Raw genomic sequence first — 24026 nt, 5'->3', positions numbered from 1 at the left:
GCCTTTCGCTTTCAGAGCCGGGCGAGCGCCGCGCGCGCGCCTTCGGTTTCGAGGATGGCGAGCCAGCGAACGAGTGCCGCACGGAACGGCGCGCTGGTCGCGAGGTCGGGCGGCACGACCGCGTCGAAGGCGAGAATTGCCGCAACGCGGTCCTCGGTCGATGCGGCTCCGGCGAGTGCGGCGGCGATGGCATCGGCCAGCGGATCGTCCACCTTGTGCGCCGCGCCTTGATCGTCCACGCCCGCCTGCCAGCGGACCCAGGCGGCGACGGCGAGCGACAGGGCGTCGATCCCCTGCCCTGCCGCCAGCCGCGCGGCGATGCTGTGGAGCAGGCGCTGGGGCAGCTTCTGCGAGCCGTCCATCGCGATCTGGCGCGTGCGGTGGCGCAGCGTCGGATTGTCGAAACGAGCCATCAGCTCGCGGCGATAGGCGGCGACGTCCAGCTCCGGCGGGGGCGACAGGGTGGTTTCCGCCTCGTCCCACAGCGCCTCCACGAACCGCCGCGCCTCGGGCAGGGCCAGCACTTCATGGACATGGTCGATGCCAGCGAGGCCGCCCAGATAGGCGATGCCGCTGTGCGATCCGTTGAGGAGGCGCAGCTTGGCTTCCTCCCACGGGGCGACCGCCTGCGTCACCTGAACCCCGGCGCCGAATTCGGGGCGCGGGCCGCAGAAACGGTCCTCGATCACCCATTGCAGGAAGGGCTCGGTCTTGACCATCGCCTGATCCTCGACGCCGATGCGCGCGGTGAGCGTGGCGATGGCCTCCGCCGTGGTCGCCGGGACGATTCGGTCGACCATGGTCTGGGGGAACGCCCCCTCCCCCGCGATCCAGTCGGCCAGCCCGGCGTCATGGCGACGGGCGAGCGCGATCACCGCGTCGCGCAGCCGCGTGCCATTGTGCGGCAGGTTGTCGCAGCTGATCGCAGTGAAGGGCGGCAGGCCCGCCGCGCGGCGCATGGCCAGCGCCGCGACCAGATAGCCGGGCGCGGTCTGCGGGCTTTCCAGCGAGGCGATATCGGCAACGAGTTGCGGGTCGCTTTCTATCAGCGCGCCAGTCGCAGGGTCGAGCTTATAGCCCTTCTCCGTGATGGTCAGCGTCACCATATGGGTGTCGGGCGACGCTAGCGCGGCGAGCAGCGCCTGCGGCTCTTCCGGCGCGACGATGACGCGCTGGACCGCGCCGATCACCCGCGCCTGCTCGGCTGCCCCGTCGCGCACCAACATGGTGTAGAGGCCGTCCTGCGGCGCCATCTGGTCGCGCACGGCGGGCGAGCGCAGCGACGCGGCGGTGATGCCCCAGCGCAGGTCGCCCGCGTTCAGGGCATCGTCGAAGACGACCGCCTGATGCGCGCGATGGAAGGCACCGATGCCGATATGGACGACGCCGCATGTCACGGCGGCGCGGTCATAGGCCGGGCGGACGACATCGGCCGGCAGCCCGGCCAGTGTGGCGGAGGACAGGCGGGTCACAGCTTGTAGGCCGCTTTCACAAGGTCATAGGCCAGCGCGCGCGCGACATCGAACGCCTCATCCTCCTCCAGCCGATGTTCGGCGACAAGCTGGGCGAGCCAGCCGCAATCCATGCGGCGTGCGACGTCATGGCGCGCCGGAATGGAGAGGAAGGCGCGGGTGTCGTCGTTGAAGCCGACCGTATTGTAGAAGCCGGCCGTCTCCGTCGCGCGCTCGCGGAAACGGCGCATCCCTTCGGGACTGTCGTTGAACCACCAGGGCGGTCCCAGCTTGAGCGCGGGATAATGACCCGCCAGCGGCGCGAGCTCGCGCGAATAGACATCCTCGTCCAGGGTGAAGAGGATCAGGGTCAGGCGCGGATCATTGCCATAGAGATCGAGCAGCGGCTTCAATGCCTGCACAAACTCGCCGGCGGTCGGTATGTCCGCCCCCTTGTCCCTGCCGAAGCGCGCGCGCACCGCGTCATTATGGTTGCGGTGGACGCCGGGATGCAGCTGCATCACCATGCCGTCGGCGATCGACATGCGCGCCATTTCGGTCAGCATATGGCCGCGAAACAGCTCCGCTTCCTCGCGCGTCGCCGGGCCGGTCGTCACCCTGGCATAGAGCGCCTCGATCTCCGCGCGCGGCAGGTTCGCCGTGAAGGCGGACGGGTGGCCATGGTCGGTCGAGGTCGCGCCCGCCGCGCGGAAATCGGCACGGCGCTTTTCATGCGCGCGCAGATAGCCCGCGAAGCTGCCGGCATCCTCGCCGGCCATGGCGCAGAAACGCTGCACATTGTCGATGAACTTCGGATCATCCGGGTCGAGCACCGGATCGGGGCGATAGGCGGTGACGACCTTGCCGCCCCAGCCGGATTGCCGGATCGCGCGATGATGGTCGAGCGGATCGAGCGGCCCTTCGGTCGTGGCGATCACTTCGATATTATAGCGTTCGAACAGCGCGCGGGGACGGAAGGCGTCGGTCTTCAGCGCGGCGTCGATGATGTCGTAATAATGATCGGCGGTTTCCGGCTCCAGCCGCACGTCTATGCCGAACGCCTCGGCAAAGACCCAGTCCAGCCACATGCGCGAGGGCGTGCCGCGGAACAGGTGATAGTTGGCCGCGAAGCGATGCCAGATGGCGCGCGGATCGCTTTCGGTCGCACTGCCGTCGATGGTTGGCACGCCCAGTTCGTCCAGCCTCACGCCCTGGCTGTAGAGCATACGGAACACATAATGGTCCGGCACGATCAGCAGGTCGGCGGGATTGGCGAAAGGCTCGTCATAGGCGAACCAGCGCGGATCGGTATGGCCATGGGGGCTGACGATCGGCAGATCCTTGACCGTGGCATAGAGCCTGCGGGCGATGTCGCGCGTGGTCGGGTCCGACGGGAACAGGCGATCAGGGTGAAGGCGAAGCGGTTTGGTCAAGATCATGCTCCTTGGCCGGCTGTGCCACCGGTGGCAACGACCTGATAGCGCGGAATTATGAGATGAATAGTCAAAAGTGCGACGAGATAGGCGCAGGACGCCACCGCGAAGATCGGACCATAGCTGCCGACCGTTTCCAATATGGTGCCGGCGAATTTCGCCATCAGCATCCCGCCGATCGCACCGGCCAGGCCGCCAAGCCCCACGACCGACCCGGCCATCCAGCGCGGGAAGACGTCGCCGGGCAGCGCATAGAGATTGGCGGAAAAGCCCTGATGCCCGGCGCAGGCCAGGCCGATCAGGCCGACCGCCACCCACATGGACGGCGCATGGGTGGCGAACGCGATCGGCACGGCACAGAGGGCCGCGAGCAACATCGCGCTCTTGCGCGCGCGATTGACGCTCCAGCCCCGGCCCATGAAGCGTGAGGAGGCCCAGCCGCCCGCCACCGAACCGACATCGGCCAGAAGATAGACGGCGATCAGCGGCGGACCGAAGTCCAGCATCTTCACGCCATATTGCTTGTTGAAGAAATCGGGCAGCCAGAAGAGGAAGGTCCACCAGACCGGATCGATCAGGAAGCGGCCGGCCATATAGGCCCAGGTCTGGCGATGGCGGAACAGTGTCGCCCATTTGACGGGGCGGCTTTCCTCGACCGGATCGGTTTCGATCCAGGCCAGTTCCTCGGCCGTCAGGCTCTTCTTTTCGCGCGGACGACGGTAGAAGGTCAGCCAGGCGGCGAGCCAGACCACGGTCAGCAGGCCGGTCAGGATGAAGGCCCAGCGCCAGCCCATGGTGACGGCGATGATGGGGACGACCAGAGGCGTCAGGATCGCGCCGACATTCGACCCGGCATTGAAGATGCCGATGGCGAGCGCCCGTTCCTTCTTGGGGAACCATTCATTGGTCGCGGCGATGGCGGCGGGGAACGTCCCCGCCTCCCCGATCGCCAGCGGAATGCGCGCGAACAGCATCCCGGCGGTCGAGGTGAAGAAGATGTGCGCGACATGCCCGAGCGTCCACAAGGACACGGCGATGGCATAGCCCGCCCGCGCGCCGACCCGGTCGATCAGGCGACCGAAAAACACATAGGCGATGCCATAGCCCGCCTGGAACCAGATGGCGAGGTCGGCATAGCCGCGCTCGCTCCAGCCATAGCGGGCCTGAAGATCGGGCTTCAGCGTGGGCAGGACGAGGCGGTCGATATAGCTGAGCACCACCGCCGCGAACAGCAGGCCGCAGACGATCCAGCGGACTTTTCCGGAGGGTTTTGAGATGGTGGTCATAGCCCGCTCCTCCCAGGAGAGGGAAGGGGCCCGCGGCCGCAGGCCGTGGGAAGGGTGAGGAGGAGGTGCAGATCGCCCTCACCCTCCCGCCGCTGCGCGGCTCCTTCCCTCTCCCGTTGGGAGAGGGACAGTAGGCCCAACATATCCATCACCAATTATACATGGTGCCGTCTTCGAGCCGGTTCACCGGCAGGAAGGCGCGCTTATATTCATATTGGGCGGCCAGTTCCTCATCGAGATCGACGCCCAGCCCCGGCTTGTCACCCGGATGCATCATGCCGTCGGCGAATGTATAGGCATGGGGGAAGACCGCGTCCGTCTCCTCAGTGTGGCGCATATATTCCTGGATGCCGAAATTAGGCACGCTGAGGTCGAAATGCAGCGCGGCGGCCATGCACACCGGCGACAGGTCGGTCGCGCCGTGGCAGCCGGTGCGGACCTGATACAGGTCGGCGAGGTTGGCGATCTTGCGCAGGTGGCTGATGCCGCCGGCATGGACCACAGTGGCGCGGATATAGTCGATCAGCTGGTTCTGGATCAGTTCGCGGCAGTCATGGATCGAGTTGAAAATCTCGCCCACGGCCAGCGGCGACGTGGTGTGCTGTCGGATCAGCCTGAAGGCTTCCTGATTTTCCGCCGGGGTCGCATCCTCCAGCCAGAAGGGACGATAGGGTTCGAGATCCTTGCCGAGACGCCCCGCCTCGATCGGGGTCAGGCGGTGGTGGATGTCGTGCAGCAGATGAACGTCCCAGCCCAGCGCCTCGCGCGCGGCCTTGAACAGTTCGGGAACGACCCGCAGATATTTGCTTGTGTTCCAGACATTTTCGGTCGGCAGGTCGGCGTCGGCCGGCTCGTAGAAATATTTGTCCTTCGACACGCCATAGGTCGATGCCATGCCGGGGACGCCGCACTGGAGGCGGATCGCCTTGTAGCCCTGCCGCTGATATTCCAGGGCGACATTCACCGTATCCTCGATCGTCGTGCCGTTGGCATGGCCATAGACCATGACGCCTTCACGACTCGCGCCGCCCAGAAGCTGATAGACCGGCAGGCCCGCTACCTTGCCCTTGATGTCCCAGAGCGCGGTGTCGACGGCGGCGATGGCCGACATGGTGACGGGGCCGCGACGCCAATAGGCGCCCTTGTAGAGATATTGCCAGATATCCTCGATCCGGTGCGCGTCCCGGCCGATCAGGCAGGGAATGACATGATCGGTCAGATAACTGGCGACGGACAGTTCGCGGCCGTTGAGCGTCGCGTCGCCCAGGCCGTAAACGCCTTCATCCGTCTCGATCTTCAAGGTCACGAAATTGCGGCCGGGCGATGTGACGATCACCTTGGCGCCGGTAATGATGGGCATCGGACACTCCGTAAATTGGTAAAGCCAATATCTATGCAATCTGCCTTTTCGTCAATACTGGCCTGACCAATCAGGCGATTTCCAGCGTGACAGACTGGAGCGCGGCGCTGTCCGGCCCGACCATGATGTCGAACAGGCCGGGTTCGACCGCCTCCTCCATGTCGAGATTCCATAAGCTGAAGGCGTCGGGGCCGAGCGCCAGACGCACGGTCCTGCTCTCGCCCGGCGCAAGCGTGATGCGTTCGAAGCCCTTCAATTCCTTGATCGGCCGGGTGACGCTGGCGGTCTGGTCGTGGACATAGAGCTGGACGACTTCGTCCCCTGCCCTTGTCCCCACATTGCGGACATCGACCTCCACCGTGACGGTCCCGCCCACGCCGATGCGCGGCGCGGAGAGACGTGGCTTTCCGATCTCGAACTTCGTGTAGCTAAGGCCATATCCGAAGGGGAAAAGCGGCGAGATATCCTCGAACACATAGCCGCGCCGGGCCGATGGCTTGCGGTTGTAGAAGATCGGGATCTGGCCTGCGTCGCGGGCGACGGTGACGGGCAGCTTGGCGCCGGGGTTGACGTCCCCGAACAGGATGTCGGCCATGGCGGTGCCGCCCTCCTGCCCCGGATACCAGCATTCCAGCAACGCGTTGGCGCCATCGACCACGGCGGGATAGCTGGGCGGCCGTCCGTTGATGGCGCATACGACGACGGGCTTGCCGGTCGCCTTGATCGCCGCGAACAGGTCATTCTGTTCGCCCACCAGATCGAGGCTGGTGCGGTCGCCCAGATGGTTGGCGGCAAAGCCTTCGCGGCTGGTCTGTTCGGTGTCGCCGATGGCGAGGAGGACGATGTCGGCGGTTTTCGCGACCGCGACGGCTTCGGCGATCAGCGCGCGGTTCTTTTCCGGATCGGCGAGGAACACCTCGTCCACCGAGCGATCCTCGCTCTGGGTGATGAAGACGCCCTGGGCATGGACAACCTGCGCCTTGCCGTTCAGCTTCGCCTGCACCCCTTCCAGCAGCGACACGTCCTGGCGCGGGATGGAGGAATAGCCGCCCAGCCGCGCGATGGCGGCGTTGGGACCGATCACCGCGACCCGCTTGTGCGCGCCGGGGGTGAGCGGCAGGATGCCGTCATTCCTCAGCAGGGCGATCGATTTGTGCGCGGCTTTCAGGGCCAGCGCACGCGCCTCCGCATTGCCGGTCAGCGCGTCATAGTCACGACGCGGCCATGGATTTTCGAACAGGCCCGCGCGGAACTTGAGCGTCAACATGCGCGTGCAGGCGATGTCGACCGCTTCGAGGGGCACTTTTCCGCTGCGGACCTGTTCCACGAGCGTCCGATAGGTCATGCCATCGGGCAGCTCGCAATCGACCCCGGCGCGAAGGGCGGCGCGGGCCGATGCCTCCGGGTCGGGCTGGACATGGTGGATGGTGTCGAGTTCGTGGACCGCGCCATAATCGCTGACCACCGCGCCGTCGAAATGCCATTCGCCGCGCAATATGTCGCCAAGCAGCCATGTGTTCTGATGCGAAGGGACGCCGTCGATTTCATTATAGCTGGGCATGACGGCGGCGATGCCGGTGCGCTGCACCACGGCGCGGAAGGGCGGGAAGAAATTTTCGCGCAATTCGCGCTCGCTGATCGGCGCGGGGGCGATATTCTCGCCGCTCTGGGGCTGGCCATGGCCGGTCATATGCTTGAGCGTGGCCATGACCTTGTCCGGGCCGAGTTGCTTGCTCTCGCCCTGGAGGCCGAGCACGGCGGCGACGCCCATTTCGCCGCAGAGATAGGGGTCTTCGCCGAACGTTTCCTCGATCCGGCCCCAGCGCGGATCGCGGGCGATGTCCACCACCGGCGAGAGCGCCAGATGGACGCCGCGCGCACGGACTTCGCGGGCGATGACCGACTGGACATCCCGCATCAATTGGCGGTCGAAACTGCCCGCCAGGCCGATCGCCATCGGGAACATCGTGGCGTCGGTCGCCATGTAACCGTGCAGCGATTCTTCGTGGAAGAGGACCGGGATGCCGAGGCGCGTTTCCTCGATCGCCCATTTCTGGACGGCGGTGACGAAAGCGACCGTGTCGGCAGGCGTGCGCCAGCGCGCGCCGACGCCGCCCGCCTGATTGGAGCCATTGGGCGCGCCGCGTCGGTCCGACGGGCGGGTGATCTGGCCGAATCCGGCGGGATAGGCCTGGCTTGCCTTGCCCGGCGAGAAGGTGAGGTCGTCCATGATGTCGGCCTTGGTCGCCCAGAGCGCGATGATCTGGCCGACCTTCTCCTCCAGCGTCATGCGCGCGAGCAGGTCGCGCACGCGCAGGTCGATGGGCGCGGACGCATCCTTGTAGAGCGGACCGCCCTTCCCCTTTGCGACCGCCGGAGCCGCCGCGAAGAGCGACGTGGAGGCGAGCAGGCCGAGCGCCTGGCGGCGGGCAAGACTCATGGCGTCACCGTCAGCGTGGCGGACTTGAGCGCGACCGAGCTGTTGCCGGTCATGATCTCGAAATCGCCCGGCTCGACCACGCGCTGCATATGGTCGTTCCACATCCACAGGCTTTGCGGGCTGATCGTGAAGGTGACGGTGCGGGTTTCGCCGGGTTTCAGGGTGACGCGCTGGAAGCCTTTCAATTCCTTGATCGGCCGGGTCACGGAGCTGACCTTGTCGCGGATATAGAGCTGGACGACCTCGTCGCCCTCGCGCTGGCCCGTGTTGCGGACATCGACCGAGACCGTCGTCTTGCCGCCCGTGCCGATGCGGGTCGCGGCCAGACGCGGGGCGGACAGGTCGAAGTTCGTGTAGCTGAGGCCGAAGCCGAAGGGATAGAGCGGGTCGGTGGTGTCGAACAGATAGCCGCGCCGCGCCGAGGGCTTGGCATTGTAGAACATCGGCAGTTGCCCGACCGAGCGCGGCACGGTGACGGGCAGCTTGCCGCCGGGGTTAACATCCCCGAACAGCACATCCGCCACGGCATTGCCGCCCTGCTCGCCCAGATACCAGCCTTCGAGGATGGCGTTGGCCTGCTCGCTGACCTTCACGGTCGAGGCCGGACGGCCGTTGATGAGCACGACGGTGATCGGCTTGCCCAGCGCCTTCAGCGCATCGAACAGTTCCTGCTGCTCGCCGACCAGATCCAGGCTGGGTCGGTCGCCCAGATGATTGTCGGCCCAGCCTTCGCGGCTCGACTGTTCGGTGTCGCCCAAGGTCAGGACGATGCGGTCGACATTGCGCGCGGCCTCCACCGCCTGTGCGACCAGCTTGCGGTTTTCGGCGGGATCGGACTTGGTGACGCTGTCTTCCCACCAGTCGTCATTCTCGGTGATCTTCACGCCCTGCGCGAAGACGATGTTGGCTTTGCTACCGACCTTCGCCTTGATCCCGTCGAGGATCGACACCGTATGCGGCGGCTGGCCATAATAGCCGCCCAAACGCGCGACGGCGGCGCTGGGGCCGATGACCGCGATCGTGCCTTCGGGCTTCAGCGGCAGCATCCCGTCATTCTTGAGCAGGGTGATGGAGCGCTGCGCCGCCTTCAGCGCCAGCGCGCGCGCCTCCGCATTGTTGGTGATCTTCTCCGACGCGGCGGCGTCGGCATAGGGATTCTCGAACAGCCCGGCCCGGAATTTCAGTTCCAGCATCCGGCGCACGGCCAGATCGACCTTCGCCTCGCTGACCTTGCCCTCGCGCACCAATTTGCCCAGCGTCGCATAGGAGAGGCCATCGGGCAGGTCGGCGTCCACGCCCGCGTCGAGCGCACGGATCGCGGCCTCCTCCAGATTGGCGGCGATATGGTGGATGCTCATCAGCTGGTCGACCGCCGAATAATCGGACACGACCGCACCCTTGAAGCCCCATTCCTCGCGCAGCACGTCTTCGAGCAGCCAGCGATTGGCATGGCTGGGAACACCGTCGATTTCGTTATAGGAGGCCATGACGGCCTCGATGCCGGTGCGCTTGACCACCTGTTCGAAGGGCGGGAAGAAATTCTCGCGCAGTTCGCGCTCCGATACGGGCGCCGGGCCGACATTGGTGCCGCTTTCGGGCTGGCCATGGCCGGTCAGATGCTTCAGCGTGGCGAACACCTTGCCATCGCGCAGGTCGCGACTGCGGCCGACGCCCTGCAAGCCTTCCACAGCCGCAACGCCCATCTCCCCGACCAGATAGGGATCTTCGCCATAGGTTTCCTCGATCCGGCCCCAGCGCGGATCGCGGGCGATGTCGACCACCGGGGACAGCACCATCGGCACGCCACGGACACGTATTTCCCGCGCGATCACGCTGTTGACCTCGCGCAGCATGTCGGTGTCGAAGGAGGACGCCATGGCGATCGACTGGGGGAAGCTGGTCGCGCCGACGGCCGCATAACCGTGCAGCCCTTCCTCATGGAAGAGGATCGGGATGCCGAGCCGCGTCTGCGTCGTCGCCCATTTTTGCAGGGCGTTGACGAGTGCGACCGTCTGGCGCGGATTGCGTCCTGGTGCGACCCGAGGACTGACGGCACCCTTCGCGTCGGAAGGACGGGTGAAATGACCCATGCCGTTGGGATATTGCGCGGCGAGCTTCGCGGGATCGAGTTGCAGCCGGTCGTCGAAAATCTTGACCTTGTCGAGCCAGACGGTGGTGATCTGCGCGATTTTTTCGTCCAGCGTCATGCGCGAGAGCAGATCGTCCACGCGCGCCTCCACCGGCGCATTGGCGTCCTTGTAGATCGCCCTGGCCGATGCGGCGGCAGTCGGCGCGGCCTGAACCGGCGCGCAGGGCAGCGCCACGCCAAGCGCCAGCGCCGATACGGCGCAGAGGATTTTGCTGCTATGGTTCACGAAACCCCTCTCCATTTTTCCGGTGCGGCGATCTTTATGCTTGCCGCGACCAAACTGATAGCGTTACCATTGCTCGGACAAAGAGACTTGTCAATGCCCGTCGAACGGGCTTTTGACATCGAAGCCAAGGGAGAGGGTCGAGTGATAGCGCGCCTGTTTTGCTGGATGATTGCCGTGACCGGGGCGCTGCTGTCGCCCATGGCGCAGGCCGAGGACGGCTATGATCTGTGGCTGCGCTATGCGCGCGCGGATCAAGCCCGCAGCGCCGATCTGGCGGCCCATGCGACCGCCATCGTCGCCCCCGGCAACAGCCCGACCCTGACCGCCGCCACCGCAGAATTGCAGCGCGGCGTCGCCGGTATGAGCGGCGCGGCGCCCACCCTGTCAGCAATAGTTCAGCAAGGTGCGCTCTGGCTGGCGACCCCCGCCTCCTCCCCTGCCCTGCCGATCCGGACCGAGGGGCTGGGCAACGAAGGCTATGCGATTCGCTCGACCCAAATGGAGGGCAAGGCCGTCACCCTGATCGCTGCGAACAGCGACATCGGCCTGCTCCACGGCGCCTATCACTGGCTGCGGCTGGCGCAGACCGGCGCACGACTCGACGCGATCGACATCCGCAGCGCGCCCAGAATCGGGCTGCGCCTGCTCAACCATTGGGACAATCTGAATGGCACGGTCGAACGCGGCTATGCCGGCGCATCGATCTGGGACTGGTGGCGCCTGCCCGACTGGAAGGGGCCGCGCTATACCGACTATGCCCGCGCAAACGCCTCGATCGGCATCAACGGCACCGTCCTCAACAATGTGAATGCCAAGGCGGACAGCCTGACCGCGCCCTATATCGCCAAGGCGGCGGGGCTGGCCGATGTCTTTCGTCCCTATGGCATCAAGGTCTATCTGTCGGTCAAATGGACCGCGCCGATGGAACTGGATGGCCTGAAGACCGCCGATCCGCTCGATCCGGCGGTCGCCGCCTGGTGGCAGGCGAAGGCGGACGAAATCTACAGGGCGATCCCCGATTTCGGCGGCTTTCTGGTGAAGGCCAACAGCGAGGGCCAGCCAGGGCCGCAGGATTATAACCGCACCCATGCCGATGGCGCGAACATGCTGGCGGCGGCGGTTAAGCCGCATGGCGGCATCGTGATGTGGCGCGCCTTCGTCTATGCCCATGACAATCCCGACGACCGCGCGAAACAGGCATACACCGACTTCAAGCCGCTCGACGGCCGGTTCGCGGACAATGTGATCGTCCAGGTGAAGAATGGCGCGATCGACTTCCAGCCGCGCGAACCCTTCCATCCGCTGTTCGGCGCGATGCCGAAAACGCCGCTGATGATGGAGTTCCAGATCACCAAGGAATATCTGGGCCAGTCGACGCACCTCACCTATCTCGGCACCCTGTTCGAGGAGACGCTGGACGCGGACACTTATGCCAAGGGCAAGGGATCGACGGTCGCCAAGGTCATCGACGGATCGCTGGACGGGCATAAACTGACCGGGATCGCCGGCGTCGCCAATATCGGCGCGGATCGCGACTGGAGCGGGTCGATCTTCAACCAGGCGGACTGGTACGCGTTCGGACGCCTCGCATGGGATACCAGTCTCTCGGCGGAGAGCATCGCGAAGGAATGGGCGGAGATGACCTTCTCCCCCGATCCGAAGGTCGTGCAGCCGGTCGTCACGATGATGATGGGATCGCGGGAGGCGGCGGTGGACTATATGACACCGCTCGGCCTCACCCATGTCATGGATACCGGCCATCATTATGGTCCCGGGCCCTGGGTGTCCGATCTGGCGCGGCCAGAATGGAACCCGGTCTATTATCACAAGGCGGATGCGAACGGCATCGGCTTTGACCGCACGAAGACGGGCAGCAATGCCGTCAGCCAATATGCGCCGCCGGTCGCGAAGATGTGGGGCAATGTCAAGACCACGCCGGAGCGCGACCTGCTCTGGTTCCACCATCTGTCCTGGGATCATCGCCTGCGATCGGGCGAGACGCTGTGGGATGGTCTCGTCCATCGCTATGACCGGGGCGTCGCCTATGTCGCCGACATGCAGACGCGATGGGCGGCGCTCAAGCCCCATGTCGATGCGGAGCGTTTCGCGCAGACGCAGACCTTCCTGACGATCCAGCATCGCGAGGCGCTATGGTGGCGCGACGCCAGCATCGCCTATTTCCAGTCGCTGTCGAAGCGCCCCCTGCCCACCGGATCGGCCGCGCCCGCCCATGACCTGAACTGGTACAAGGCGCAGCGCTTCCCCTATGCGCCGGGGCATAACTGATATTTTGCTTCCATCGGCTGTTGTCGCTACCATTTCGATAACGACATCACCCCGCAGAAGGGCCGACATTGACCGATACGCGAACCTCCCGCCGCCAGCGCAACGCCCCCACCATCAACGATGTCGCCCGCCATGCAGGCGTGTCCCCCATGACGGTGTCGCGCGTCATAAATGGCGAGCAGGTGGTGAAGGCCGAAACCCGCGCCAAGGTGGAGGAGGCGATCAAGGCGCTCAACTATGCGCCCAGCGCCGCCGCGCGCAGCCTGGCGGGGGGGGACGAAACGCGGATCGGCCTGCTCTACAGCAACCCGTCCTCGTCCTACCTCAGCGAGTTCCTGGTCGGCAGCCTGGACCAGGCGAGCCGCAGCGGCATCGACCTGGTGGTCGAGAAATGGGACGAGCAGACATCGGTCCAGTCGGTGGTCGACCATCTGCTGCGTGGGCGGATCGACGGCGTCGTGCTGCCCCCGCCACTCTGCGACCTGGAGGAGATGGTGGAAGCGCTGGCCGCCGCCGATATTCCCGCCGTGGCGGTAGCGACCGGCCGCCCACCATCGGATCTGTCCGCCGTCAGCATCGATGACCGCCAGGCCGCCTATGAAATGACCCGGCATCTGATCGCGCTCGGCCATGCGCGCATCGGCTTCATCAGGGGCAATCCCAACCAGACCGCCAGCGCGCGCCGCTTCGAGGGCTATGTCGCGGCTTTGCAGGAAGCCGGGCTGGCCATAGAGGACGAACTGATCGCGCAGGGCTATTTCACCTACCGGTCAGGACTGGACGCGGCCGAGCATATTTTGTCGCTGATCGATCCGCCGACCGCGATCTTCGCCAGCAACGACGACATGGCCGCCGCGACCGTGGCGATCGCGCACCGCAACGGGCTGGACGTGCCGGGCGACCTCACCGTCTGCGGTTTCGACGACAGCTCGCTGGCGACGACGATCTGGCCGGAACTGACGACGATCCGCCAGCCGATCAGCGCCATGTCGCGCGCGGCGGTCGAACTGCTGGTGCGGCGGGTGAAGGGCCGCCGGGGTCAGAAGACTGGCGAGGCCGAGCATCTGGTGCTCGACCATGCGCTCATCCGCCGCCAGTCCGATGCCGCGCCGAGGGTGCGGCCGCGGATGGGCGGCAGGTAATTCCGCCCGTCTTGCGGCTTACGCCTCGCCGAATACGCGCCGGAAGATCGTATCGACCTGCCGGAAATGATAATCAAGGTTGAACTTGTCCTCGATCTCCTGTGCGCTGAGCGCGGCGGCGACATCCTCGTCGGCCTTGAGCAATTCCATCAGCGACAGCTGGCCGTCCGACTCCCAGACCTTCATCGCGTTGCGCTGGACGTAGCGATAGCTGTCCTCCCGGCTGACGCCCGCCTGGGTCAGCGCCAGCAGCACGCGCTGCGAATGGACGAGGCCGCCCATCTTGTCCAAATTCTTCATCATCCGCTCAGGGTAGACTAGCAGCTTGTCGATGACGCCGGTCAGACGGCCGAGCGCGAAGTCGAGGGTGATGGTCGCATCGGGACCGATGTAGCGCTCGACCGACGAGTGCGAGATATCGCGCTCATGCCACAGCGCCACATTCTCCATCGCGGGCATGGCATAGCTACGCACCATGCGGGCGAGGCCGGTCAAATTCTCGGTAAGCACCGGGTTGCGCTTGTGCGGCATGGCCGACGACCCCTTCTGGCCGGGCGAGAAATATTCCTCGGCTTCCAGAACCTCGGTGCGCTGGAGATGGCGGACCTCGACGGCGAGGCGCTCGATCGAGCTGGCGATCACGCCCAGCGTCGCGAAGAACATCGCATGGCGGTCACGCGGGATAACCTGCGTCGACACCGGCTCGATCGCGAGGCCCAGCTTTTCGGCGACATGTTCCTCGACGCGCGGGTCGATATTGGCGAAGGTGCCGACCGCGCCCGAAATGGCGCAGGTCGCGACTTCCTCGCGCGCCGCGATCAGGCGCGTCTTGCAGCGGCTGAATTCGGCATAGGCTTCCGCCATCTTGAGGCCGAAGGTGACCGGCTCGGCATGGATGCCGTGGCTGCGACCGATGGTCGGGGTCAGCTTGTGCTCGAAGGCCCGGCGCTTGATGACCTCCAGCAGCTTGTCGAGGTCGTCGATCAGGATGTCGGCGGCGCGGGCCAGCTGCACGGCAAGGCAGGTGTCGAGCACGTCGGAACTGGTCATGCCCTGATGCATGAAGCGCGCTTCGTCGCCCACCTGTTCGGCCACCCAGGTGAGGAAGGCGATGACGTCGTGCTTGGTGACCGCCTCGATCGCGTCGATCGCGGGCACGTCGATGGCCGGGTTGGTCGCCCACCAGTCCCACAGCGCCTTGGCGGCGGACGGCGGCACCACGCCCAGTTCGCCCAGCTTCTCTGTGGCGTGCGCCTCGATTTCGAACCAGATTTTGAAGCGGGCTTCCGGTTCCCAGAGGGCGGTCATTTGCGGGCGGGCGTAACGGGGGACCATGGGCGAATCCTGATTGGCTGGATGGGAGTCGCCGCGCCGACTAGCAGCACCTTCCGGCGCTAGCAAATCGCGCACGCCCTGCCGTGCGCCCGCACCGTTTCTTCGCAATTAGCCCAAGCAAAAAAGTCGAACCGAGCCATTTCGCAAGATGAATGGCGCCAGATGAACGAGCGTTCAGGAACAATAGCAGGGACTCGACTATTATTCCGTAACGAATTCAGGAGTCGGGCATGAATGCTCTGCTTCGCAAGAAGGTCGCTCAACAGGAGATCGCAATGATCCGCACATTTTTGTTCACGACGGCTTTGGTCATTGCAGCGCCCGCCATGGCGCAGCAGACGCCGAGTGCCGATCAGGGCGCCACCCCCAACGCCCCGCAATCGGCGCAGCCGGCAGTGCCCGCAACGCCCGCGCAACCCCAGTCGTCCGCGCCGGCAACCCCAGCCACGCCCGCCCAGCCCGCGACACCCGCCAATCCGGCCGGCTCGGTCGCGTCGATAGTGGACAGCGAATTCCCGGCCTATGACGCGAACAGCGACGGCCAGCTCGACAAGTCCGAATTCTCGCGCTGGATGCTCGCGCTCAAGGACCAGGAAATGAAGGCTACGGGCAAGACGCTGCCGGCGGACCAAGTGACGGCCTGGGCCGACGGCGCCTTTACCAGCGCGGATTCGGACAAGAGCACGACCGTCAGCAAGCCGGAACTGATCAGCTATCTGAGCGGCGGCGCAGCCTGACGCACAATGGAATAAACCCGCCTGTCACGAAGGGCGGATGAAGAGCCCGAAACGGGTCGCATCATGGGATGGCATGGACCGGACAGGGCCATGCCATCCCTTTTTGTGTCGGGATGACGCGAAAACCGCCATTCACCGCCCCCGGCACCGGGGCGCAGCGATCATGCGATATTCGCAGATCCCGCGGGTCGTCCGGCGGGAATCAGCCCTTCTTGCGGGCGTAGAGCAAGGCAGCGACGATCGCGGCGGAACCGATACCGACCGCAGTACCCATCCATACGCCCTTGCCCGCGGACTTGCGTGCGGCGACGGCGAGATCGGCCTTTTCATTGGCGGGCGTTGCGGGAGAAGCGGCGTCTGCGCCGGTTGCCGGCGCGCTGTCTTCGGTCTTGCTCATGGTCCTTGTAGCTATGCCCCAAAGCGGCGCCCCGGAAAAGACCGAAGGCGCGCCGGGCCTACGACTTTCCGCTGACGCGCCTTTTACGCAACACCCCTTGACTCCGCGCCCGGTTCCATGTTGGTAGCGCTATCAATTTACAACCATTCGCTTTAGGAGTTGATGATGCCGGGCGAAGTCTCCCTGCTCGATTGCCTGCCTGCCGACTGGCGCGGCGGCCTGTTCATCGGCCGCGTCCAGACCGCCGCCGGTCCCAGCCCGATCCTGGTGGCGGACGGAATCGCCCATGACATGAGCCGCGTCGCGCCCACCGTCGCGCAACTGGTGGAGGCGCTGCCGCTTTCGCCGGACGCGGGGGAGGCGCTCGGTCCGCTCGAAACGCTGGGCCTGCCGCTGCTCAGCCCGGTCGACCTGCAATGCGTCAAGGCGTGCGGTGTGACCTTCGCCCTTTCGGCGCTGGAACGCGTGATCGAGGAACGCGCGCGCGGTGACGCCAGCGCAGCCGCCGGGATTCGCACCCGGCTGGAGGAACGCGTGGGCGGATCGATCCGCGCGGTCGTGCCGGGCACGCAGGAAGCCGCCGCATTGAAGGCCGCGCTGATCGAGGATGGCCTCTGGTCGCAATATCTGGAAGTGGCGATCGGTCCCGACGCGGAAGTGTTCACCAAGGCGCCGGTTCTTTCGACCGTGGGCCTGGGCGCGGAGATCGGCATCCGCTCCGATTCCACCTGGAACAACCCCGAACCCGAAGTGGTGCTGATCGTGAGCGCCAAGGGCGAAGCTGTGGGCGCGACGCTGGGCAATGACGTCAACCTGCGCGACTTCGAGGGACGCTCCGCCCTGCTGCTCGGCAAGGCCAAGGACAATAACGCCTCCTGCTCGCTCGGCCCGCTCATCCGCCTGTTCGACGGTGATTTCACCATCGACGATGTGCGCAACGCCGAAGTCGGGCTGACCATCGACGGGCCGGAAGGCTATCGCCTGGAAGGCACCAGCAGCATGAACCAGATCAGCCGCGATCCGCTGGAACTTGTGCGCCAGACCCTGTCGGAGCATCAATATCCCGACGGCTTCACCCTGTTCCTGGGCACCCTTTTCGCGCCGGTGCAGGATCGGGACGAGCCGGGCCGCGGCTTCACCCACAAGGTCGGCGACGTGGTGGCGATCTCGACGCCGCGCCTCGGCAAGCTGATCAACACGGTGGTGACGTCGAAGGACGCCGCGCCATGGACCTGGGGGCTGTCCGCCCTGATGACCAACCTCGCAACGCGCGGCCTCCTGAAAGAGACTGCCGCATGACCGCCATATATCCGAGCCTGAAGGGCAAGCGCGTCTTCATCAGCGGCGGCGGCAGCGGCATCGGCGAAGGCCTGGTCGAGGCGTTCGTCGGCCAGGGCGCCCATGTCGCCTTCTGCGACATCGCCGTGGAGCCGAGCGAGGCTCTGGTCGCGCGCCTTTCCGGCGCGGCCTTCACGCCGATCTTCCACGCGGTCGACCTGCGCGACATCGATGCGGTGCAGGCGATGATCGGCACGGTCGAACGGCAGCTGGGCGGGATCGACATCCTGATCAACAACGCCGCCAATGACGATCGCCACACGATCGAAGACGTGACCCCCGCCTATTGGGACGAGCGGATGGCGGTCAATCTTCGGCACCTGTTCTTCGCGGCGCAATCCGCGGTTCCGGCGATGAAGCGCGCGGGCGGCGGCGTGATCCTGAACTTCGGTTCGATCAGCTGGCACCTCGCCCTGCCCGAACTGGCGCTCTACCAGACCGCCAAGGCGGCGATCGAAGGGCTGACCCGCAGCCTTGCCCGCGACCTTGGCCGCGACAATATCCGCGTCAACACCATCATCCCCGGCAATGTGAAAACGCCGCGCCAGGAAAAATGGTACACGCCCGAAGGCGAGGCAGAGATCGTCGCGGCGCAGTGCCTCGACGGTCGCATCCTGCCGCAGGATGTCGCCGCTCTGGCGATGTTCCTGGCGTCGGACGACGCCCGCTACTGCACCGCCCATGATTATTTCATCGATGCCGGCTGGCGCTGACATGCCGACCGCCGATCCGCAGAGCGTCCTGTCGGTCGGCGCGATGCTGGGCGAAGGGCCGGTCTGGGTGGCGCGCGACGCCGCCCTCTGGTTCGTCGACATCAAGGGGCACCGCATCCACCGCTACGACCCTGCACTGGACGTCGGGCGAAGCTGGGCGGGGCCGGAACAGGTCGGATGGATCCTGCCCACCGCCGACGGACTGTTCGCGGTAGGGCTGCAATCGGGCGTGCATCGCTTCGATCCCGCCCTGGATTTGACGGAGGGGGGCAGCTTTGCGCTGATCCACGCCCCCGAAGCGCATCTGCCCGGCAATCGCCAGAATGATGCCACCGTCGCGCCGGACGGCGCGCTCTGGTTCGGGACGATGGACGATGCGGAGAAGGCCGACAGCGGCTATTTCTACCGCTTCCATGACGGGCGCTGCATCGAAACCGGTCTGCCGGCGGTATCGATCACCAACGGCCCTGCCCTCTCCCCCGATGGCCGCATACTCTATCACACCGATACGCTGGGCAAGCGCATCTGGCGCACGCAGCTGGCACAGGACGGCACGGTCGGCAACACCACCTTGTTCGCCAAGGTCGAGGAAGGCGCCGGCTATCCCGACGGGCCGACGGTCGATGCCGAAGGCTGCCTGTGGACGGGCCTGTTCGGCGGCTGGGCTGCGCGCCGCTACGATCCGGCGGGCAAGCTGATGCGGGAAATCCGCTTCCCGGTGGCCAATATCACCAAGATCGCCTTCGGCGGCGAAGACCTACGCACCGCCTATGCGACCACCGCGCGCAAGGGGCTGGACATGACAGCGTTGACAGAACAGCCCCTGGCAGGCGATCTGTTCGCCTTCGACCCCGGCGTCGCCGGGCTGCCGGGGCATGTCGCGACGATATAAGAAAGCAGGAAGGAACAGGATATGACAGAGGGGAGCGCCGAAAGGGTCAATATGGCCTTCATCGCCGCGATCGTGGCCGTGGCGACGATCGGCGGCTTCATGTTCGGCTATGATTCGGGCGTCATCAACGGCACGCAGAAGGGGCTGGAAAGCGCCTTCGACCTCGGCAAGCTGGGCATCGGCGTCAATGTCGGCGCGATCCTGGTCGGCTCCTCGATCGGCGCGTTCGGCGCGGGCCGCATGGCCGACATCATCGGCCGGCGCGGCGTGATGATGCTGGCCGCCATCCTCTTCCTCGTCAGCGCGCTGTTGGCCGGCGCGGCCGGTTCCTCCGCCCTCTTCATCATCGCCCGCATCATCGGCGGCCTGGGCGTGGGCGCGGCGAGCGTCATCTCGCCGGTCTACATCTCCGAAGTCACGCCGGCCAATGTGCGCGGCCGACTGTCGAGCGTGCAACAGGTGATGATAATCTCCGGCCTCACCGGCGCGTTCGTCGCCAACTTCGTGCTGGCCCGCTATGCCGGCGGCTCGACCGCGCCGCTGTGGCTCGACTTCCCGGCCTGGCGCTGGATGTTCTGGTTGCAGGCGATCCCCGCCGCCATCTATTTCCTGGCGCTGCTCGTCATTCCCGAAAGCCCCCGCTACCTCGTCGCGCGGGGTCAGGAGGATCGCGCCCATGCGGTGCTGACCCGCCTGTTCGGCGCCGACGCCGCGACGCGCAAGGTGGCCGAGATCCGCGCCAGCCTGGCCGCCGACCATCACCGCCCCAAGCTCTCCGACCTGATCGACAAGGCCAGCGGCAAGGTGCGCCCGATCGTCTGGACCGGCATTGGCCTCGCCGTCTTCCAACAGCTCGTCGGCATCAACGTCGTCTTCTATTATGGCGCGACCCTGTGGGAAGCCGTCGGCTTTTCCGAGGACAACGCCCTCCAGATCAACATCCTCTCGGGCGTGCTGTCGATCGGCGCGTGCCTGGGCACGATCATGCTGGTCGACCGGATCGGCCGCAAGCCGCTGCTGCTGATCGGCTCGGCGGGCATGGCCGTGACGCTGGCGGTGGTCGCCTATGCCTTCTCCACCGCCGTTACCGGTGCGGATGGCGGCGTCACCCTGCCCGGCCATAATGGCCTGATGGCGCTGATCGCGGCCAACCTGTACGTGATCTTCTTCAACCTCAGCTGGGGTCCGATCATGTGGGTCATGCTGGGCGAAATGTTCCCCAACCAGATTCGCGGCTCCGGCCTTGCGGTCGCGGGCTTCGCCCAGTGGATCGCCAATGCCGCCATATCGGTCAGCTTCCCCGCGCTGGCCGTGTCGCCCGGCCTGGTGGTGACCTATACCGGCTATGCGCTGTTCGCGGCGATCAGCTTCTTCTTCGTCCGCGCCATGGTGCATGAGACCAAGGGGCGCGAGCTTGAGGACATGGTCGGCTGAGCACAGACATCATCCTGTTGCGGGCGGGGGCGCTGGAAGCGGCGCTCTCCCCCGCTGTCGGCGGTTCGTTGCTGCGTCTGGCGCTGGACGGGGTCGACCTGCTGCGCCGCGCGCCGGACGGCGCGGGCGATCCGCTGGCGATGGCCAGCTTCCCGCTCGTCCCCTACGCCAATCGCATCGCGGACGGCCGGTTCGCCTTCGACGGGCAGGACTATCAGCTGCCGCGCAATTTCGGCGATCATCCGCACAGCATACATGGCTTTGGCTGGCAGGCGACATGGACAGCGAAAGCGACAGCCCCCGCCTCCGCCCGACTGGTGCATGAGCATGGCGGCGACGCCGGCTGGCCCTGGCCCTACCGCGCTGAACAACAGGTCGCGCTCACCCCGTCACAACTGTCCATGTCGCTGTCCATGACCAATGTCGGCGACGGCCCCATGCCGGCGGGACTGGGTTTCCACCCCTATTTCCTGGCCGATGGGGCCACGACCTTGCGCTTCGATGCGCGCAGCCTGTGGCTCTCGACCACCGACATGCTGCCCGCGCGCCAAGTTCCCGCCGATGCGCTGGGCGACTGGTCGCGGCCCGCGCCGGTGCACGGCAACAGCCTGATCGACAATGTCTATGGCGGCTGGACCGGCATCGCGACGGTCGAGCGCGGGGATGGCGTGCGCCTGACGCTGTCCGCCACCGGCGCGGACTGGCTGCATGTCTATCGACCGCCCGACAGCGCCGATTTCTGCCTGGAGCCGGTCAGCCACATGCCCGACGCGATCAACCGGGGCGGGATGGCGACGCTGGCGCCGGGCGACACCGCGCATCTTGCCATGACCATCGCCATCGACAAAATCGACCAGACGCTTCCGAAATGGGACGGGATCGCCTAAGCTGCCTCAAACCAGCAGCAAAGGGTCTAGCCTATGCAATTTCTGCGGACAGCCTTCTGGGTCGTCATCGCCGTGGCGCTCGCCTTCTTCTGCATGGCGAATTATGTCCCCGTGACCGTGCGTCTGTGGGGTGATCTGGTGATGGAAACCAAGCTGCCCGTCCTGCTGATCGGCGCCTTCCTGCTGGGCGCGCTGCCCTTCTGGGTCATGGCGCGGGCCACGCGCTGGCGGTTGAAGCGCCGGCTCGACAGCACCGAGCGAGCGCTGGTGGCGGCCACGGCCGCCTCCGCGCCGCCGCCCGCCCCCGCCCTTTCCGATCCGCCCGTGGTCACGACCGTTACGGACTCCCCCATCCCCTCTTCCAATGTTACAGGACCAGCATGAGCAGCCCCATCTATGTCGCCATCGACACGCCCGACCTTGCCAAGGCGCAGACGCTCGCCGGGCAGGTGCGGCATCATGTCGGCGGGCTGAAGCTGGGCCTCGAATTTTTCTGCGCCAACGGCCATCATGGCGTGCATGAGATGATGAAGTTCGGCCTGCCGATCTTCCTCGACCTCAAGCTGCACGACATTCCCAACACCGTGGCCAAGGCGGTGCAGGCGCTGCACCTGCTGGAGCCGGCGATCCTGACCGTCCATGCCGCCGGCGGCCGCGCCATGCTGGAGGATGCCAAGGCGGCGGCGGGCGTCAACACCAAGGTGGTCGCCGTCACCGTGCTGACCAGCCTCGACAATGGCGACCTCCTCGACATCGGCGTGGGTGGAAAGGCCGAAGATCAGGTCCGTCGCCTCGCCGACCTGGCGCAGAGCGCGGGCCTCGACGGCATCGTCTGTTCGGGCGAGGAAGTGGCGCTGGTCAAGCAGGGCTGGAATGATGGCTTCTTCGTCGTGCCGGGCGTCCGTCCTGCCGGTGGCGCGCTGGGCGACCAGAAGCGCGCGGTGACGCCGCGCCAGGCGCTGGACCGGGGGGCGTCGATCCTGGTGGTCGGCAGGCCGATCAGCCTGGCGGAAAATCCCGACCTGGCGGCACGGGAGATCGAGGCGACGCTTTAGGAGGATTGCGAGCAGAGGCAGACAGTTGAGCGCGGTGCGACGCGGGCCTACCGTCCCTCTTCGACCTCATCCCCGGCAAAGAAATGCTGGATCACATCGCGCGCCAGTCGCGCGGGGCGCAGGGTGTCGGCGTCGATGCAGCACCAGCTGGACTTGACCTCCGCCAGGACTTCCTCCCCGCGGCGGATCACCGTTTCATAGAAGGCGCGCGCGCCCTGCACCTTTTCCAGCAGGACGGTGGCAATCACCTCGTCATCGAGGAAAGTGGGCTTGCGATAGGTGATCTCATGCTTGAGCGCGACCCAGAGATGCTGGGCGACCGCCTCCGCCGGGGCCAGCGCACGCCAATGGTCCAGAACCGCATTCTGCACCCATTTCAGGTAGCTGGCATTGTTGACATGACCCATGAAGTCGATGTCGTCCGGCTCGATGCCGACCGGGTAGAGATGGGGAATCGCGTTACTCACAAGGATGTAAATAACATTGCCGCAAGCAGGCTGATAGAGGGGATCGGCGCCTCGCGCGCAAAAAGGCGGCCGATCCGACGACCGGCCGCCTCTTTCCATCACAGCCTCCGTTCGCTTCGTGCGAAGCCGGAAAGCGGCCAGGACAGTTCTACCTGCCCCGGCCGGGCAGATCAGAAGCGCCAGCCCACGCTGCCGACCACCTGGTGGCGATCGGTATCGATGCCGAATTCATCGCTGGTCGCGCCATTGGCGAAGTCGATATGCGCGTCCTCATATTTGGAATAGCGATATTCGATCTTGGCGAAGGTGTTGGCGTTGATCGCCCGCTCCACGCCCGCACCGATGCGCCAGCCGTCGAGCTTGAAATTGGTGTCGGTTTCCTGGTTTGTGTCGCCGGCCAGCACGTCCAGCTTAGTGTTGGTGTAGCCGCCCTTCACATAGACCAGCGTCGCGGGGTTGGCGAGGATGCCGGCGCGCGCGCCAATATAAAGGTCGCGGCCCTGCTTCACGCGGCCGAAGCCGAACTGGTCGGAAAAGTCGGTTCGGCTGCTCTTGGCGGTCGAGTCGGTATATTCGCCCTCGACGCCGACGACGGCGCTGCCCAGATTAACGTCATAGCCCGCGCCCACGCCGTAGAGCAGGCCGTCGATATTCTGATCGTCATTGCCATTGTCATTGTCCACGTCGCTACCGGCCCCGGTGCGGTCATAGCCCAGGATCGCTTCGACGCGCGGGCCGGTGAAGGTCGGGCCGACATCCTGCGCGAAAACCGGGGTGGCGACAGTGGCGCCGGCCAGAAGGGTTGCGACCATCAACTTACGCATAGGGATTCTCCGTTCTCATTCTCTTCCCCCTCAGGGGGTGAGACGCTCAAGCCGGAAAAGCCGCGTTGGTTTCATGAACAGGAGATAAACATTTGATTATGTGCCATTAATGACACAAGACTGGCTCCGTTCGTCGCAACATTGTGGGGAACGGACGATGAACCGAAACGGCCT

20 protein-coding genes are annotated in these 24026 nt (G+C 65.7%); 10 read left to right on the top strand and 10 right to left on the bottom strand.

Annotation, left to right across the window (positions count from 1 at the left end):
• Window positions 1-11: 11 nt before the first annotated feature.
• From A7Q26_RS19025 to A7Q26_RS19000, 6 genes are all read right to left on the bottom strand, one after another.
• Complete coding sequence (locus A7Q26_RS19025) at window positions 12-1472, bottom strand: mannitol dehydrogenase family protein (RefSeq protein WP_066862800.1); 1461 nt, start codon at window positions 1470-1472, stop codon at window positions 12-14.
• Window positions 1469-2890, bottom strand: a complete 1422-nt coding sequence (gene uxaC / locus A7Q26_RS19020) for a glucuronate isomerase (protein ID WP_066862797.1) — start codon at window positions 2888-2890, stop codon at window positions 1469-1471. Before uxaC ends, A7Q26_RS19025 begins: the two co-directional genes overlap by 4 nt.
• Window positions 2887-4170 carry an MFS transporter gene (locus A7Q26_RS19015; protein ID WP_066862794.1) on the bottom strand — a complete coding sequence of 428 codons (1284 nt, stop codon included), beginning with the start codon at window positions 4168-4170 and terminating at the stop codon, window positions 2887-2889. The genes uxaC and A7Q26_RS19015 overlap by 4 nt, the downstream gene beginning before the upstream one ends.
• 148 nt (window positions 4171-4318) lie before the next feature.
• Window positions 4319-5530 (bottom strand): D-mannonate dehydratase ManD, encoded by a 1212-nt coding sequence (manD, locus tag A7Q26_RS19010; RefSeq protein WP_066862789.1) that lies wholly within the window; start codon window positions 5528-5530, stop codon window positions 4319-4321.
• A 70-nt stretch (window positions 5531-5600) separates the two neighbouring features.
• On the bottom strand, window positions 5601-7970 hold the full coding sequence (locus tag A7Q26_RS19005; protein ID WP_066862786.1) for a glycoside hydrolase family 3 N-terminal domain-containing protein: 2370 nt from the start codon (window positions 7968-7970) through the stop codon (window positions 5601-5603).
• Window positions 7967-10294: a glycoside hydrolase family 3 N-terminal domain-containing protein gene (locus tag A7Q26_RS19000; protein ID WP_443018173.1), complete on the bottom strand. Its 2328-nt coding sequence runs from the start codon at window positions 10292-10294 to the stop codon at window positions 7967-7969. The genes A7Q26_RS19005 and A7Q26_RS19000 overlap by 4 nt, the downstream gene beginning before the upstream one ends.
• A 192-nt stretch (window positions 10295-10486) precedes the next feature.
• Between A7Q26_RS19000 and A7Q26_RS18995 the strand changes: the two genes are divergently transcribed.
• Together A7Q26_RS18995 and A7Q26_RS18990 are read left to right on the top strand one after the other, a co-directional pair.
• Window positions 10487-12631 carry an alpha-glucuronidase family glycosyl hydrolase gene (locus A7Q26_RS18995; RefSeq protein WP_066862989.1) on the top strand — a complete coding sequence of 715 codons (2145 nt, stop codon included), beginning with the start codon at window positions 10487-10489 and terminating at the stop codon, window positions 12629-12631.
• 68 nt (window positions 12632-12699) lie between these two features.
• Window positions 12700-13773, top strand: a complete 1074-nt coding sequence (locus tag A7Q26_RS18990) for a LacI family DNA-binding transcriptional regulator (protein ID WP_066862781.1) — start codon at window positions 12700-12702, stop codon at window positions 13771-13773.
• A gap of 18 nt (window positions 13774-13791) precedes the next feature.
• Here the strand turns inward: A7Q26_RS18990 and purB are convergent, their stop codons facing one another.
• Window positions 13792-15108, bottom strand: a complete 1317-nt coding sequence (gene purB / locus A7Q26_RS18985) for an adenylosuccinate lyase (protein WP_066862778.1) — start codon at window positions 15106-15108, stop codon at window positions 13792-13794.
• A 275-nt stretch (window positions 15109-15383) separates the two neighbouring features.
• On the opposite strand from purB, the gene A7Q26_RS18980 reads away from it, so the two are divergent.
• A complete protein-coding gene (locus A7Q26_RS18980) occupies window positions 15384-15845 on the top strand; it encodes a calcium-binding protein (RefSeq protein WP_066862986.1) in 462 nt (153 codons plus the stop codon).
• A gap of 202 nt (window positions 15846-16047) precedes the next feature.
• Here the strand turns inward: A7Q26_RS18980 and A7Q26_RS18975 are convergent, their stop codons facing one another.
• On the bottom strand, window positions 16048-16242 hold the full coding sequence (locus A7Q26_RS18975) for a hypothetical protein (protein ID WP_066862775.1): 195 nt from the start codon (window positions 16240-16242) through the stop codon (window positions 16048-16050).
• A 165-nt stretch (window positions 16243-16407) separates the two neighbouring features.
• Here A7Q26_RS18975 and A7Q26_RS18970 point away from each other — a divergent pair, with 165 nt between their 5' ends.
• The 7 genes from A7Q26_RS18970 to pyrF are packed head-to-tail and all read left to right on the top strand — an operon-like array spanning window position 16408 to window position 22561.
• Window positions 16408-17541, top strand: coding sequence for a fumarylacetoacetate hydrolase family protein (locus A7Q26_RS18970; RefSeq protein WP_066862983.1), 1134 nt, complete (start codon window positions 16408-16410; stop codon window positions 17539-17541).
• Window positions 17538-18293: an SDR family NAD(P)-dependent oxidoreductase gene (locus A7Q26_RS18965; protein WP_066862772.1), complete on the top strand. Its 756-nt coding sequence runs from the start codon at window positions 17538-17540 to the stop codon at window positions 18291-18293. The genes A7Q26_RS18970 and A7Q26_RS18965 overlap by 4 nt, the downstream gene beginning before the upstream one ends.
• A gap of 1 nt (window position 18294) precedes the next feature.
• Complete coding sequence (locus A7Q26_RS18960; RefSeq protein ID WP_066862981.1) at window positions 18295-19185, top strand: SMP-30/gluconolactonase/LRE family protein; 891 nt, start codon at window positions 18295-18297, stop codon at window positions 19183-19185.
• 21 nt (window positions 19186-19206) lie between these two features.
• Window positions 19207-20619, top strand: coding sequence for a sugar porter family MFS transporter (locus A7Q26_RS18955; protein WP_066862769.1), 1413 nt, complete (start codon window positions 19207-19209; stop codon window positions 20617-20619).
• A gap of 17 nt (window positions 20620-20636) precedes the next feature.
• Window positions 20637-21506, top strand: coding sequence for an aldose 1-epimerase (locus A7Q26_RS18950; protein WP_084439209.1), 870 nt, complete (start codon window positions 20637-20639; stop codon window positions 21504-21506).
• 33 nt (window positions 21507-21539) lie between these two features.
• Window positions 21540-21890, top strand: coding sequence for a lipopolysaccharide assembly protein LapA domain-containing protein (locus tag A7Q26_RS18945; protein WP_066862766.1), 351 nt, complete (start codon window positions 21540-21542; stop codon window positions 21888-21890).
• Window positions 21887-22561, top strand: coding sequence for an orotidine-5'-phosphate decarboxylase (gene pyrF / locus A7Q26_RS18940; RefSeq protein WP_066862763.1), 675 nt, complete (start codon window positions 21887-21889; stop codon window positions 22559-22561). Before A7Q26_RS18945 ends, pyrF begins: the two co-directional genes overlap by 4 nt.
• 47 nt (window positions 22562-22608) lie before the next feature.
• Here the strand turns inward: pyrF and A7Q26_RS18935 are convergent, their stop codons facing one another.
• Both A7Q26_RS18935 and A7Q26_RS18930 read right to left on the bottom strand, forming a co-directional pair.
• Window positions 22609-23028: an acyl-CoA thioesterase gene (locus tag A7Q26_RS18935; RefSeq protein WP_066862975.1), complete on the bottom strand. Its 420-nt coding sequence runs from the start codon at window positions 23026-23028 to the stop codon at window positions 22609-22611.
• A 170-nt stretch (window positions 23029-23198) separates the two neighbouring features.
• A complete protein-coding gene (locus tag A7Q26_RS18930; protein ID WP_066862759.1) occupies window positions 23199-23852 on the bottom strand; it encodes an outer membrane protein in 654 nt (217 codons plus the stop codon).
• Window positions 23853-24026 lie beyond the last annotated feature (174 nt).

Source organism: Sphingobium sp. TCM1 (assembly GCF_001650725.1).
Classification (GTDB): domain Bacteria; phylum Pseudomonadota; class Alphaproteobacteria; order Sphingomonadales; family Sphingomonadaceae; genus Sphingobium.
Note: the sequence above shows the minus strand (reverse complement) of the source record. Positions and strands in the feature narration are given on the sequence as shown.